The 14,191-nt window shown below is 65.7% G+C and carries 13 protein-coding genes; all 13 read right to left on the bottom strand.

Annotated features, from left to right (window positions below):
- Positions 1-64: 64 nt before the first annotated feature.
- The gene (gene ftsZ / locus ABT375_RS17345) at positions 65-1,510 is read right to left on the bottom strand and encodes a cell division protein FtsZ (protein WP_416463469.1); all 1,446 of its coding nucleotides are present in this window, start codon (positions 1,508-1,510) and stop codon (positions 65-67) included.
- Positions 1,511-1,617: 107 nt separating this feature from the next.
- Positions 1,618-2,901 (bottom strand): cell division protein FtsA, encoded by a 1,284-nt coding sequence (gene ftsA, locus ABT375_RS17340; RefSeq protein ID WP_224548410.1) that lies wholly within the window; start codon positions 2,899-2,901, stop codon positions 1,618-1,620.
- Positions 2,902-2,906: 5 nt separating this feature from the next.
- Positions 2,907-3,863, bottom strand: coding sequence for a cell division protein FtsQ/DivIB (locus ABT375_RS17335; RefSeq protein WP_224548408.1), 957 nt, complete (start codon positions 3,861-3,863; stop codon positions 2,907-2,909).
- A complete protein-coding gene (locus ABT375_RS17330) occupies positions 3,856-4,821 on the bottom strand; it encodes a D-alanine--D-alanine ligase (protein ID WP_416463467.1) in 966 nt (321 codons plus the stop codon). The genes ABT375_RS17335 and ABT375_RS17330 overlap by 8 nt, the downstream gene beginning before the upstream one ends.
- The gene (locus tag ABT375_RS17325; RefSeq protein WP_416463466.1) at positions 4,818-5,315 is read right to left on the bottom strand and encodes a DUF4262 domain-containing protein; all 498 of its coding nucleotides are present in this window, start codon (positions 5,313-5,315) and stop codon (positions 4,818-4,820) included. Before ABT375_RS17325 ends, ABT375_RS17330 begins: the two co-directional genes overlap by 4 nt.
- A complete protein-coding gene (gene murB, locus ABT375_RS17320) occupies positions 5,312-6,265 on the bottom strand; it encodes a UDP-N-acetylmuramate dehydrogenase (protein ID WP_416463465.1) in 954 nt (317 codons plus the stop codon). Before murB ends, ABT375_RS17325 begins: the two co-directional genes overlap by 4 nt.
- Positions 6,247-6,444 carry a hypothetical protein gene (locus ABT375_RS17315; RefSeq protein ID WP_416463464.1) on the bottom strand — a complete coding sequence of 66 codons (198 nt, stop codon included), beginning with the start codon at positions 6,442-6,444 and terminating at the stop codon, positions 6,247-6,249. Before ABT375_RS17315 ends, murB begins: the two co-directional genes overlap by 19 nt.
- Positions 6,444-7,871: a UDP-N-acetylmuramate--L-alanine ligase gene (gene murC, locus ABT375_RS17310; protein ID WP_416463463.1), complete on the bottom strand. Its 1,428-nt coding sequence runs from the start codon at positions 7,869-7,871 to the stop codon at positions 6,444-6,446. Before murC ends, ABT375_RS17315 begins: the two co-directional genes overlap by 1 nt.
- Before the next feature lie 64 nt (positions 7,872-7,935).
- Positions 7,936-9,117, bottom strand: coding sequence for an undecaprenyldiphospho-muramoylpentapeptide beta-N-acetylglucosaminyltransferase (gene murG / locus ABT375_RS17305; protein WP_261935355.1), 1,182 nt, complete (start codon positions 9,115-9,117; stop codon positions 7,936-7,938).
- Positions 9,114-10,316, bottom strand: coding sequence for an FtsW/RodA/SpoVE family cell cycle protein (locus ABT375_RS17300; protein ID WP_224548396.1), 1,203 nt, complete (start codon positions 10,314-10,316; stop codon positions 9,114-9,116). Before ABT375_RS17300 ends, murG begins: the two co-directional genes overlap by 4 nt.
- Positions 10,317-10,365: 49 nt before the next feature.
- Complete coding sequence (gene murD / locus ABT375_RS17295; RefSeq protein WP_416463462.1) at positions 10,366-11,691, bottom strand: UDP-N-acetylmuramoyl-L-alanine--D-glutamate ligase; 1,326 nt, start codon at positions 11,689-11,691, stop codon at positions 10,366-10,368.
- 4 nt (positions 11,692-11,695) lie between these two features.
- On the bottom strand, positions 11,696-12,769 hold the full coding sequence (mraY, locus tag ABT375_RS17290; protein ID WP_224548392.1) for a phospho-N-acetylmuramoyl-pentapeptide-transferase: 1,074 nt from the start codon (positions 12,767-12,769) through the stop codon (positions 11,696-11,698).
- Positions 12,769-14,160: a UDP-N-acetylmuramoyl-tripeptide--D-alanyl-D-alanine ligase gene (locus tag ABT375_RS17285; RefSeq protein ID WP_416463461.1), complete on the bottom strand. Its 1,392-nt coding sequence runs from the start codon at positions 14,158-14,160 to the stop codon at positions 12,769-12,771. Before ABT375_RS17285 ends, mraY begins: the two co-directional genes overlap by 1 nt.
- Positions 14,161-14,191: the final 31 nt, after the last annotated feature.

Raw genomic sequence — 14,191 nt, 5'->3', positions numbered from 1 at the left:
GACCGACAGCGCGCTTTTCCTGTCGCGCACGGCCCAAGCCGTGCGTCCTTTTACCGACTGCGCCTTACTGGTTGTTCTGGCGGTTGAGGAAACGGGGGATATCGACGCCCGGCGCGACGTCGTCCGCGGCGCCCGGCGCCTTGTCCGTGCCACGGGTCAGGCCCGCCATCCGCTCGAACAGCGTGCCGCCGGTGGCGACGCGCGGTGCGGGTGCGGCCGGCGCGGCCGCTTCGGCGCTGTCTGCGCCCAGGATCAGTTCATCCTCTTCCGGATCTTCGTCGGAAAAGACCGCGGCGGGCCTGGCCGGAGCGAACGGCGCCGGTGCAACCGTCGGCTGCGCGGGCGCAGGCGCGGCCGGCACGTCCAGTTCCAGCGTTTCGGGCTGCGGCGCAGGCGCAGGAGCAGGCGTCGGCGCAGGCGCTGCAACCGGCGCGGGCTGCTGCGCGACCGGCGCAGGCTTGGGCGCCGCCGACTGGGGCACGGCCACGGCGGGTCGGTTGGCGAAGCTGAACGGCTGGGTCAGCGGCGCGGCATGGTTGCCCACTTCATTGTCGATGCCGGTAGCGACCACCGACACGCGGATCTTGCCGTTCAGATTGTCGTTGAAGGCGCTGCCCCAGATGATGTTCGCGTCCGGGTCCACCAGTTCGCGGATATGGTTGGCGGCCTCGTCCACTTCCATCAGCCGCATGTCCTCGCCGCCGACGATCGAGACGATCACGCCCTTGGCGCCGCGCATCGACACGCCGTCGAGCAGCGGGTTGGCGATCGCCTTTTCCGCCGCCTGGAGCGCCCGGCCGTCGCCTTCGGCTTCGCCGGTGCCCATCATCGCCTTGCCCATTTCACCCATCACCGAACGCACGTCGGCGAAGTCGAGGTTGATGAGGCCGGGCATGACCATGAGGTCGGTGATGCCGCGCACGCCCTGCTGCAGCACTTCGTCCGCCATCTGGAACGCTTCCTTGAAGGTCGTGTTCGGGTTGGCGATCAGGAACAGATTCTGGTTCGGGATCACGATCAGCGTGTCGACATGCTTCTGCAGCTCATCGATGCCCGAATCCGCCGACTTCATGCGGCGATTGCCTTCAAAGGTGAAGGGCTTGGTGACGACGCCGACGGTCAGGATGCCCTTGTCGCGGGCGGCCTTGGCGATGACGGGGGCCGCGCCGGTGCCGGTGCCGCCGCCCATGCCCGCGGCGATGAAGCACATATGCGCGCCTTCCAGCGCCTGCTCGACCGACGCGATCGTTTCTTCAGCGGCGGCCTTGCCGATTTCGGGGCGCGAACCGGCGCCCAGCCCTTCGGTGATTTGCGGGCCGAGCTGGATGCGGCGTTCGGCCGGCGAGGCGTTGAGCGCCTGCGCGTCGGTATTGGCCACGATGAAGTCCACGCCCTCGACATGGGCGGCGATCATGTTCGCGATGGCATTGCCGCCCGCGCCGCCGACACCGATCACCGCGATCCGCGGCTTCAGTTCGTCCACATGCGGTGGGCTGATTTCAATGCTCATAAATAGTGCTCCCTCAGCTTCCTCGTCAGGAAGCAACGCCGTCATTAAATGTTAACACCAGAAAATAGGGGAATTCACCACCTATTTTCGTCTTGGTCCAATTTCGTTCAATAGTTGGTCTTCATTGCGCGCATCATGCGTTGCCACCAGAGCGGCGCTCCCAGACGATGCACCGTTTGCGGCGCGGGCGCCATCGTGCGGAGATCAACCGGGTTGGAAGCGCCGTAAAGCGCGAGTCCCGCCAATGTCGCGAAGGCGGGCCCACTATGCGCTTCGGGCATCGCAGACAAGCCCCTGGGTCGCCCGATCCGCACGGCGCGGCCCAGCGCGCCCTGCGCATAATCGGCAATGCCCTTCATTTCCGCGCCGCCGCCGGTCAGCACCACCTGCCGCCCGGTGGAGTTAAAGCCCATGCCGGCCAGCGCTGCATTCACTTCGGTCATGATCTGGTTCAGCCGTTCGCAGATGACCCCGACCAGCGCGGCGCGGGTGATCTTGCCCCCTTCGGCGTTCGGCCCGGCCGCCTGACCCGGCACCGCCATTTCGCCATGGGGCGGCGCGATCTCTATCATCTCGCGAAAATCGCGGGGGTTCTGCATTGCCGAGCCGTAGAAGCATTTGATCCGCTCCGCCTGGCTGCGGCGGATGCCGAAGGCGGAGGCGATATCGTCGGTAATGTCCGATGCGCCGAACGGGATCGAATGCAGGCCGACCAGCATTCCCCCCGCATAGAGCGAGACGTTGGTGACCCCGGCCCCGATCTCCACCAGCGCGACGCCCAGGTCGCGCTCCTCTTCCGACAGGCAGGCCAGGCCCGTGGCGATCGGCGCGGCGACGATCGAATTGACGTTGAGATAGGCGCCGCGCACGCACAGGTCGAGATTGGCGAGCGGCGCGCCGTCGGCCAGCACGACATGGATGTCGACGCCCAGCAGGTCCGCGTGCATGCCCAGCGGCTTTTTCACCGGCACCTTGCCGTTGATGGTGAAGCAGGTCGGCTGGGCATGGAGGACGATGCGGCCGTCGGGGTCGATGCCCTGCTGGCCGGTGGTCAGGAGATCGTCGATATCGGGCTGTTCGATGCGATAGCCGCCCATGTCGCGTTCGACCGTGACGACGTCGCTGACCAGGCTGCCGCCCGAGAAGCTGACCCAGACATCCTCGATATTGGTGCCGGCGACACGTTCGGCCTGCTCCACCGTTTCGCGCACGGCCAGTTCGGTGCGCTCCATATCGGCGATAAAGCCGCGCCGCACGCCGCGGCTTTCGCGCTGCCCGGTGCCCAGGATCGCCAGCTCGCCCGTGTCGGTGCGCCCCGCAATCAAGGCGGACACCTTCCACGATCCGATGTCGATCGCGGTGATAAGCTTCTCGACCTTGGGCTGCGCCATGGGCCTTAGCCTTCCTCGCCCGGCGTCGCGGCGGCGACGTCCTTCGTCCCGTCGTCCACCGGCTTTTCCTCCACCTTGCCCTGCGGCAGGCGCAGGACGAAACGGTCGGGATCGCGCATGTCGAACTTGACGATGCCGCGACCCAGCAGGCGATTGACGCCGTCCATCCGTGCGAAATTCACCAAGGCGCCCGCCGAATCCTTGTCGCCCTCCGGCAGGGAGAGCGTCTCACCCGACTGAAAGCGCAGATCCCAGCGGCGGTTCCCGACCCAGGTCGCGCCGGCCAGCATCGGCTTGAGCGCCGGGGCGTTTTCCATCAGCCGGTTGAGGCCCGCCGTCTGGCGATTGGCGTTGGGGCCGACGACCAACGGCAGGTCGGGCATCGCGCTGGCGGACACCGACTGCAACACCACGCCCGACACGTCGATCAGGTGCAACTGGCCATTATGCTGCCACACCGCGACAGGATCACGCTCGACGATGTCGACCACCAGCGTATCGGGCAGGCGGCGGGAAATGCGCGCATCCTTGACCCAGCCGAGCTTGAGCATCTCGCTGCGCACCCTGGGCAGGTCGAGCGAGAGCATGGAGCGATCCACCTGCCCCAGGGCGATATTATAGACCGGCAGTTCATCCATCCGTTCGACGCCGCGCACTTCGACCTTGTCGACCTCGAAGCCGGCGCGCGCCGCGATGTCTGCCGCCTGCTGCCGGGCCATGCCGGGCAGGCCCATGAAGATGGCGATGGCGATGACGATGGCGCCGAAGATGCCGACGATGGCCCAGCTCGCCATGCGTTGCAGCGTGGCTTCGCTGACCGGCAGCATCTCGACCAGCCGGTCGAGGCTGCTCTGGCGCTTCAGGGCGCGGCCGCGACCGCCCCCGGACTTGCCGGCGTTCACCCTGCCCTTCGCGCTGCTCAGCCGCGCGGTGCCGCCGCGCCTGATCCGTGCCTCAGCCATCACCATTTCCTGCCTTGTATGGCCCTTGGGCGCGGTTCAGCGCCTCCTCGACAATAGTCTCCACCAGCGTGGCATAGTCAATGCCCAGCTTTGCCGCCTGTTCGGGGACGAGGCTGAGCGGGGTCATGCCCGGCTGGGTATTGACCTCCAGCAGGAAAAGCCCTTCGATCCCCTGCGTGTCGTCCCAGCGGAAATCGGCGCGCGATGCGCCCTTGCAGCCCAGCAACTGGTGGGCGCGCAGCGCGATCGCCTTGCAGGCCTCGGTAATCTCCGGCGGCAGGTCGGCGGGGCAGACATGTTCGGTCATGCCGTCAGTATATTTGGCATCGAAATCGTAGAAGCCGCTCTTGGGCCGCAATTCGGTGACGAGCAGTGCCTCATCGCCCAACACGGCGGTGGTCAGTTCGCGGCCGCGAATATAGGGTTCGGCCAGCAGTTCGGGGAAGTCCTGCCACGGGCCGACGCTGTCGCGGGCGATCGGGTTGCCGTAATTGCCCTCCGCCGTGACGATGGCGACGCCGACCGAGCTGCCTTCGTTGACGGGTTTGAGCACATAGGGGCGCGGCAGCGGATCGGCGGTGAAGAGGCTTTCGCTTTCCACGATCTGGCCGCCGGGCATGGGGATGCCGTGGGGCACGAGCGCTTGCTTGGTCAATTGCTTGTCGATCGCGATCACCGAGGTGGCGAGGCCGCTATGGGTGTAGGTGAGGCCCATCAGGTCCATCATGCCCTGCACCGTGCCGTCTTCGCCCGGAACGCCGTGCAGCGCGTTGAAGATCACGTCCGCCCTGGTCTCCGCCAGGCGGGCGGCGACATTGCGGTCCATGTCGATGCGGGTTACGCGGTGGCCGCGCGATTCCAGCGCCTTGGCGACGCCTTCGCCGGACGATAAGGAGACGGGGCGTTCCGCCGACCAGCCGCCCATCAGGACGGCGACATGCCAGGGGCCACGGGTCATGAACTCAACCTCTCTTCATATAATGCGGGCTGCAAAGCTATGACGCCGGCATCGCAGCCGTCATCCCATGGGAACAGCCCATCGACGGCCCCTGGCCACATGATTTGGACAATATCGGTCAAGCGCTCACCTGTTCGCGCCTTGTGATACCACAGCGCAGAATTCACATACTCTTCAGCGATCTGGCTGGGATGGACGATCCGCGCGATGCACTTGTGGCCTTCAAGAAGGCCTTCGATGACGGCACCGTCGGTTAGTACAAGACCTTCCCTACATTCACGAAGTGTCTGATTAATCATAAATTTCATCATGTCGCCGGATAGGCCAAAAGTAATCACCTCTGGTTGATCCACCGTCTGTTTGAAGCCGATCGAATAGGCAAAGTTAGGCTGTTCGCCGTCGGGATCAAACACCATGTTCACCTGACAACCATGCTCGCGGACATTCTCGATGATACCGCGCTCAAAATCATCGCGAGCGATAATCTCTGTCACTTCGCCGCCCTGACAACAGATTCCGTGCCGGCGTCGTCGGCAAACATGCCGACGCGCTGAATTTCCCATTCCAATTCTATTCCACTTTTGTCTTTGACCCGGCGGCGGACTTCTTCGCCCAGCGCTTCGATATCGGCGCTGCTGGCGTCGCCGCTGTTGAGCAGGAAATTGGTGTGCTTCTCGCTGACCTGCGCGCCGCCCAAAGCCAAGCCGCGACAGCCTGCTTCGTCCACCAACTGCCAGGCCTTGTGCCCGTCGGGGTTCTTGAAGGTCGAGCCGCCCGTCTTGCTGCGCAGCGGCTGGCTTTCCTCGCGCGCGGCGGCGATGCGGTCCATTTCCGCCTGGATCGCGGCCGGCTCGCCCGGTTCGCCGCGGAAGGTCGCCGACACCACGATCGCGCCATCGGTCAGGTTGGAATGGCGGTAGGTATAGGCAAGGTCACGGTTCAGGAGCGTCACCTGTTCGCCCGACCGCAGCACGACCTCGCACGACAGCAATATGTCGCGCGTCTCGCGGCCATAGGCGCCGCCGTTCATGCGCACGAATCCGCCGACCGTGCCGGGGATGGAACGCAGAAACTCCAGGCCCGCTATGCCCGCGTCGCGCGCGGTCGAGGAGACGAGGATGCCTGACGCGCCGCCGCCGCAGGTCAGCGTGGTTTCATCCAGCGCCACGACCTTGGCGAAGGGCTTGCCCAGACGTACGACCACGCCCGGCACGCCACCGTCGCGGACGATGAGGTTGGAGCCGAGGCCCAGCGCCATCACCGGCGCTTGCGGATCGAGCATGGCGAGGAAGTCGGACAGGTCGTCCGCATCCTTCGGCTCGAACAGCCATTGCGCCGCGCCGCCCGCCTTGAACCAGACAAGCGGGGCCAGCGGGGCGTCGGCCTTCAACGTGCCGCGCACCGGCGGAAGGGCGATCGTCGCGCTCAACCGCGCATGCCCCACAGGTTCATCCAGTTTTTCATGGCCTTGAGGCCTGCTTCATTCGCCTGGGTCGCGGCCATGCCGGTTTCGACCTGACGCTGGGCCGCCTCCACCATGTCGCGCGCAACTTCCACGCCCTGCATCTGGGCGTCGATCATGCGCTTCTGCATTTCCAGGCCGACAGCGAACAGCTCGAACATCAGACCGCTTCCTTGACCTTGGCGGACACGGCCGCCGACAGCCCCGCCGCCCATTTGGTGATGTCCCCCGCGCCCAGGCAGATGACCATGTCGTCCGGCTGGAGATCGGCAGCCACCAGCGCGGCCAGATCGGCCGCGTCGGTGACGGTGGAAGCATGGCGATGCCCGCGCCGCTTGAGGCCGGCGACGAGCGCAGCGCTGTCCACGCCCTCGATCGGCTGCTCGCCCGCCGTGTAGACCGGGGCGGCATAGACGATGTCGGCATCGTTGAAGGCCTGCTGGAACTCGTCCATCAGGTCGCGCAGGCGGGTGAAGCGGTGCGGCTGCACCACGGCGATGACGCGGCCTTTCGCGCCTTCTCGCGCGGCGGCGAGGACCGCCTTGATCTCGACCGGGTGGTGGCCATAATCGTCGATCACGGTGGCGGTGCCGCCTGCGATGGCGATCTGCCCGACATTGGTGAAGCGACGCTTGACCCCGCCGAACTTGGCGAAGCCGGTCTGGATCGTCGCGTCGTCGATGCCCATGTGCAGCGCGACGCCGATCGCCGCCATGGCGTTCAGCACATTATGGCGGCCGGGCATCGGCATTTCGATACCCTCGATCTTGCGCGTCGATCCGTCGCGCTCGCGCACCTGGATGTCGAAGCGGTTGCCGCCGGGGAAGCTGACGACATTGTCGCCGCGAATGTCGGCCTGCGCGGAAAAACCATAGGTCACGATCCGCCGGTCCTGCACGCGCGGCAGGATCGCCTGCACTTCGGGATGATCCAGGCACAGCAGGGCCGCGCCGTAGAAGGGGACGTTGCCGACGAACTCGACAAAGGCGTCCTTCACCCGGTCGAAGCTGCCATAATGGTCGAGATGTTCGGGATCGATATTGGTGACGACCGCGATCGTGCCGTCCAGGCGCAGGAAGCTGCCGTCGCTTTCGTCGGCCTCGACCACCATCCAGTCGCTGTTGCCGAGGCGCGCGTTGGAGCCATAGCTGTTGATGATGCCGCCGTTGATGACGGTGGGATCGACGCCGCCCGCGTCCAGCAGCGCCGCCACCATCGACGTCGTCGTGGTCTTGCCATGGGTGCCCGCCACCGCGACGGTGGATTTGAGGCGCATCAGTTCGGCCAGCATTTCGGCGCGGCGGATGACGGGGACGCGATTTTCCAGCGCCAGCTCGACCTCCGGATTGCCGCGCTTGATCGCGGTGGAGGTGACGACCACAGCGGCGTCGCCCAGATTTTCCGCCTTATGACCGATCATCACGCGGATGCCCTTGGCCCGCAGCCCCTCGACCACATAGCCTTCGGCCACGTCCGACCCCTGAACGTCATAACCCAGATTATGCATCACTTCGGCGATGCCGGACATGCCGATGCCGCCAATGCCGATGAAATGGATCGTGCCGATGTCCGTGCCGACACCCTTCATGCGATAAACTCCGAAACTATACGGTTATCCCGGCGGAAGCTGGGATGACGAAGGAAAAGGCCGGTCACGCCGGGACACCCTGCAAATTGAGCGTGGTGGGCGTCGGCCCGACCCGCACCGGATCGTTCAAGATCGGCGCAGTGCCGATGCTTTCGAGCAGGTCGGCCATGTCGCGCGCCGCATGGGGGCGGCCGCAGCCGCGCGCGCGCTTCGCCGCGTTCAGCAGCGCGCCGGGTTCCAGCGCCATTTTCTGCATCTGCTTGGCCAGTTCGACCGCGGTGAAGCGGGCCTGCGGTATCGTGCGCGCGCCGCCCGCCTCGGTCATTTCCCTGGCATTGGCGGTCTGGTGATCATCCATCGCGCTGGGCAGCGGGATCAGGATCGCGGGACGCCCGGCGCAGGTGAGTTCGGCCAGCGTCGAGGCACCCGCGCGCGCGATCACCAGATGCGACCAGCCCAGCTTTTCGGGCACGTCGTTGAAATAGGTGGCGAGGTCGGCGGGAATTTCCATCTCCGCATAGGTCTTGCGCACGCGATCGATATCCTCGGCGCGGCATTGCTGCGTCACCTGCAACCGGCGGCGCAGCGCGACCGGCAGCATCGACAGACCTTCTGGCACGACGCTGGACAGGATCGTCGCGCCCTGGCTGCCGCCGATCACCAGCACGCGGAACACGCTTTCGTCGGTCAGCGCGGGGAAATCCTCTTCGCGCAACTGTTTCACTTCTTCGCGCACCGGATTGCCGATCAGATGGACCTTGCCCGCATAGCCGTCCTTGAGCCGTTCGACATTCGGATAGGCGGTCGCGATGGCGTCGACGCGGCCGGCCAGCAGGCGGTTGACCCGGCCCAGAACCGCATTCTGCTCATGGATGGCGGTCGGAATGCCGTCCGCCAATGCGCCCAGCAGCGCGGGCATGGCGGGATAGCCGCCAAAGCCGACGACGGCGGTGGGGCGGAAGGTTTCGTTCAAACGGCGGGCCATGGCGCGGCCTGCCAGGATCGCCTTCAGGGCGCCCGGCCAGCTCGACGGATTCTTGGTCATGCGTCCCGCGGGCATGACATGGACCTGCGCCCGATTGTCTGGCGCGTGATCGAAAATGCCGGGGATTTTCGCGCCGCGCTCATCGGTGACGAGCGCGACATGATGGCCCCGCGCCATCAGCTCTTCGGCGACGGCGTGCGCTGGAATCATATGGCCCCCCGTCCCGCCGGCGGCGAGGACGAAGTGACGGGAAATGCTCATCGACCACTCCATTTGACGACGGTATGCCGGCCCATGAAGGGATTGCGCCGGGTAAAGGCGAGCAGCAGGCCGACCCCGATGCAGAGCGCCAGCATAGAGGAGCCGCCATAGCTGATAAAGGGCAGCGTCATACCCTTTGACGGAAATATCTGCGCATTGACGCCCATATTGATGATCGCCTGCAACCCGAACTGGGTGGTGAGACCCGCAGCGGCGAGGATGGTGAACACATCTTCCTCGTCCAGCAGGCGCAACAGCACGCGCACTACGATGGCGAGATAGACGCAGGCGATGGCGATGCAGGCGAGCAGGCCGAACTCTTCGCCGATGACCGAGAAGATGTAATCGGTATGCGCTTCGGGCAGGCGGAACTTGTTCTGGCCCCCACCCGGCCCGACACCGGTGAAGCCGCCATGGGAAATGGTGCGGAAGGCAAGATCGGTCTGGTCCGGGCCGGCGTCGAGCTGGACGCCGATGCCCAGAAAGTCGTTCACGCGCTGGCGGCCATTTTCATAGAACATATAGACTGCGATCAACCCGACCAGCGCCACCCCGCCCATCGCGCCGATGAAGCGCATCGACACGCCCGACAGCAGCAGCAACACGCCAAGGCAGGCGGCGAAGATGACGGTCTGGCCAAAGTCGGGCTGGCGCATCAGGATGATGGCGATGAGGCCAGTGACGCAGAAGCTCAAGGGCACGACCGGCAGGCTCATATCCTTGGTCCGCAGCGACAGCAGCCAGGCCAGCGCCACGACGAAGACGGGCTTGAGGAATTCCGACGGCTGGAAGCGGAAGCCGGGCAGGTCGATCCAGCGCTTCGCGCCGTTCACCGTCGATCCCAATATCGGCACGCACAGCAGCATGACGAAGAAGAAGGCGCAGCCGAATATCGCCAGCCGCCGCGCCTGCGGCCGGGGGAGCATCGAGATGACCAGCATGATCGGCAGGCCGATGAAGACCCACATCAATTGACGGTAGAAATAGATGAGCGGATTGACCGCCACCGACGCCGTCGACCGGTCGATCGCCGCGACGGGGGACGCGGCCGCGACCGCGACCAGCCCGATCGCCATCAAGGTGACGATCAGCGACAGCAGGACGCGGTCGATCTCCCAGAACCAGATGGCAAGCGCTGTCCGTTCGCGCGGCACGGTGCGGGTGCGGAAACCCTTCACCAGTTCGCCAGCCTTGAACATCCGTGTCGTCCCTTCCCTGCCCATCGTCTCGCCCCCCGGCTATGCTGGCTTAATCGCCCGTCGATCCCAACGCCGCGACGGCAGCAGCAAAGGCATCGCCGCGCGCTTCGAAATCGCGAAACTGGTCGAAACTGGCGCAGGCGGGCGACAATAGCACCACATCCCCCGGCTGCGCGATGCGCGCGGCGCGGCGGACGGCGGCGCTTAGCATTTCACTGTCGTCCACCGCCATATGCGGCCGCAGCAGATCGGCGAACATATGCCCCGCTTCGCCGATGGTATAGGCGTGGGCGATGTTGCCAAAATGGGGGACGCATTCGTCCAGATTGTCGGATTTGGCGACGCCGCCCAATATCCAGTGGATGCGTGGCTTGCCGTCCTTGGCCGGCCAGGCGGCGAGCGCGGGCGCGGTGGAGGCGGCGTTGGTCGCCTTGCTGTCGTTGACGTAGAGGACGCCGTTATGGGTGCCCACCGCCTGCATCCGGTGCGGGAGCGAGGCGTAGCTGGCGAGGGCGTTGTCGATGGTATCGGGGTCGATATCCAGGGCCGTTGCGACGGCGATGGCCACCGCCGCGTTCTGGGCGTTGTGCGGGCCTTGCAGGGCGGGCCAGGTCAATTGGGCGACGGGATCGATGTCGCGAGAATGGACAGCCTTCAGAGGCGCTGCCGTGTCTGAAGCAATAATTCGGCTCGCGGAATCTTCAACAGCTATAACCGCGACATGCTCGGTCGACTGCATCGCGAACAGCCGCGCCTTCGACGCGACATAGCCTTCGAACCCATCGTACCGATCAAGATGGTCGGGCGTGATGTTGAGCAATACCGCGACGTCGCAGTCCAGGCTGCGGGTCAGGTCGATCTGGTAGCTGGACAGTTCCAGCACATAGACGCCCACCCCATGCAAATTGGGTTCCAGCGGCGGCTGGCTCAGGATCGGCAGGCCGATATTGCCGCCCATCACCGTGGGGAAACCCGCCTGCTCGATGATGTGGTGGATCAGCGCCGTGGTGGTCGACTTGCCGTTGGTGCCGGTGATGCCGACGACCTTGTGCGGCGGCAACGTCGGACGGGCGAGCGCGAACAGTTCGATGTCGCCGATGACCGGCACACCGGCGATCTTCGCGCGCATCGCGATCGGGTGGCGGTTCAATGGCACGCCCGGCGACACGACGATGCCGTCAAAGCCGCTGAGGTCGATCTCCATCGGGTCGCCCAGTTCCGCCTTGCCCTCGACCAGAGCGCGCGCTTCCTCCCGACTGTCCCATGCCACGACACGCGCGCCGCTGGCGACCAGCGTCTCGACCGTCGCCAGGCCCGACCGCGCCAGACCCAGCACGGCGTAACGCTTGCCCGCAAATGCCTCCGAAACGATCATCCCTTCACCTCAGCTTCAGGGTGGCGAGACCGGCGAGCGCCAGCACGAAGGCGATGATCCAGAAACGGATCACCACGGTCGGCTCGGCCCAGCCCAGTTGCTCGAAATGATGATGGATCGGCGCCATCTTGAACACGCGCTTGCCGGTGCGCTTGTAGAAGAAGACCTGGATGATGACCGACAGCGCCTCCACGACGAAGAGGCCGCCGATAATGCCCAGCACGATCTCATGATGGGCGGTGACCGCGATCACCCCGATCGTTCCGCCCAGCGCCAGCGACCCCGTGTCGCCCATGAACACCGCGGCGGGCGGCGCGTTGAACCATAGGAAGGCGAGGCCCGACCCGATGATCGCCCCGCACAATATGGTCAGGTTCCCCGCGCCCGGCACGTGCGGGATGCCCAGATAGGCGGCGAAGTCGGCCCGACCGACCAGATAGACGATCAGCATGAAGGCAAGGCTGGCGATGATGACCGGCATGGTGGCGAGACCGTCGAGGCCATCGGTCAGGTTCACCGCATTGCCGAAGGCGACGATGACGAAGGCGGCGAAGCAGAAGTAAAATGGCCCCAGCTCGATCGCCGGGCCATTGTAGAAGGGCACGTAGAGCGCGGTATTGCCATGCTGGTTGACGATCATCCAGGCGGCGAAGCCCGCGATGAGGAATTCGAACAGCAGGCGCATCTTGCCCGACAGTCCCTTGTGGCTGGCCTTGGTCACCTTGTCATAATCGTCGAGGAAGCCGATCGCGCCGAAGCCCAGGGTCACGAACAGGCAGGCCCAGACATAGGTGGAGGACAGGTCCATCCACAGCAGCACCGAAATGACCATCGAGGTCAGGATCATCAGGCCGCCCATGGTGGGCGTGCCACGCTTGGCGAGGTGGGTCTGGGGGCCGTCGTCGCGGATCGGCTGGCCCTTGCCCTGGCGGACGCGCAGCCAGCCGATGAATTTGGGGCCGATGACCAGGCCGATCAGCAACGCGGTGAAGATCGCCGCGCCCGCACGGAAGGACAGGTAGCGGATGAGGTTGAACACCCCCGCGAAATCGAGCGTTTCGGCCAGCCAGTAGAGCATTAGTTCCTATCTCCGTCACGGGCGCTGTCGGCCATGGCGGCGACCAGGCGGGACAAGCCCACGCCGTTCGAGCCTTTGACCAGTATCGCGTCGCCCGCGCGTATTTCGCTTTGGATGAGGGGAATGGCCGCCGCCGTATCGGCGACATGCGCATAGGGAATGATGCCGTCGAGCAGATCGGCCAGCGGCGCCATTTCCGCGCCGACCAATATCGCATAATCGACCCGGCCCGTACCGAGCGGTTCGGCAAGGCCGGCATGGAGTTCTACGCTGCGGTCGCCCAGTTCGCGCATCCCGCCCAATATGGCGATGCGCCGGTCGGCCTTTTCGCGGCCCAGTTGCGTGAGCGTCGCCTTCATGGACAGCGGATTGGCGTTGTAGCTTTCGTCGATCAGCAGCACGTGTCCGCCTGCCACGGGCAGGCTGCGCCGCTCGCCCCGGCCCGGCAGGCCCGGCATTTCGGCGAGCGCCAGGCCCGCTGCGGCCAGATCGCCGCCCACCGCATCGACCGCCGCCAGCACCGCCAGCGCGTTCGACACCCAATGGTCGCCCGGCGCGGCGACGGTGAAGCACAGCTCCGCGTCGGGCAGGGTTGCGGTGACCAGCGTACCGCCGCCCGGCGCCGGCACGGCTTCGCGCGCGCAGATGTCGGCCTGCGGGCTGGTGCCGAAGGTCAGGATGCGCGCCGCGTGGCGTTCCGCCTTGTTGTAGAGCAGCGCGACATGCGGGCTGTCATAGGGGATGATCGCGGTGCCGCCGGGTTGCAGCCCCTCGAAAATCTCCGCCTTGGCCTCGGCGATCTTCGCCTCCGTGCCGAAAAATTCGATATGGGCCGGCGCGATCGCGGTGACGATGGCGACATGGGGGCGGACCTGCCGCGTCAGGGCGGACAGTTCGCCGGCATGGTTCATGCCCATTTCGAACACGCCATGGGCCGACCCGCGCGGCATCCGGGCGAGGCTGAGCGGTACGCCGACATGATTATTGTAGCTTTTGACCGAGCGATGCACCTGCCCCGGCGCGGCGCGATCGAGCGCCTGGAACAACGCTTCCTTGGTGCCGGTCTTACCGACCGATCCGGTGACGCCGATTACCTTGCCGCCCATACGCTTGCGCGACGCTTTTCCAAGCGCTTCGAGCGCGGCGGCGCTGTCGGGCACCAGGATATGGGGGTGCGCCACCGGCTCGCTGACGATCGCGCCTGCCGCACCCTGCCCGAACGCCTTGTCGATGAACCTGTGGCCGTCGGTCGTCTCGCCCTTCATCGCGACGAACAGGTCGCCCTGCCCGACTTCGCGGCTGTCGAAGGCGACGCCCGAAACGGCGAACGGCGCCGACGCGGCGCCGCCTGTGGCCTCAGCGATTTCGGTGGAGGTCCAGAGGTCTGGCATCAGCGCCAACCCCGGTTCGATTCGGATATAG

The sequence above is a fragment of the Sphingomonas sp. VDB2 genome (assembly GCF_047946695.1).
GTDB lineage: Bacteria > Pseudomonadota > Alphaproteobacteria > Sphingomonadales > Sphingomonadaceae > Sphingobium > Sphingobium bisphenolicum.
The sequence above is the reverse complement of the archived record's forward strand: the minus strand, read 5'-3'. Positions and strand labels throughout refer to the sequence as shown.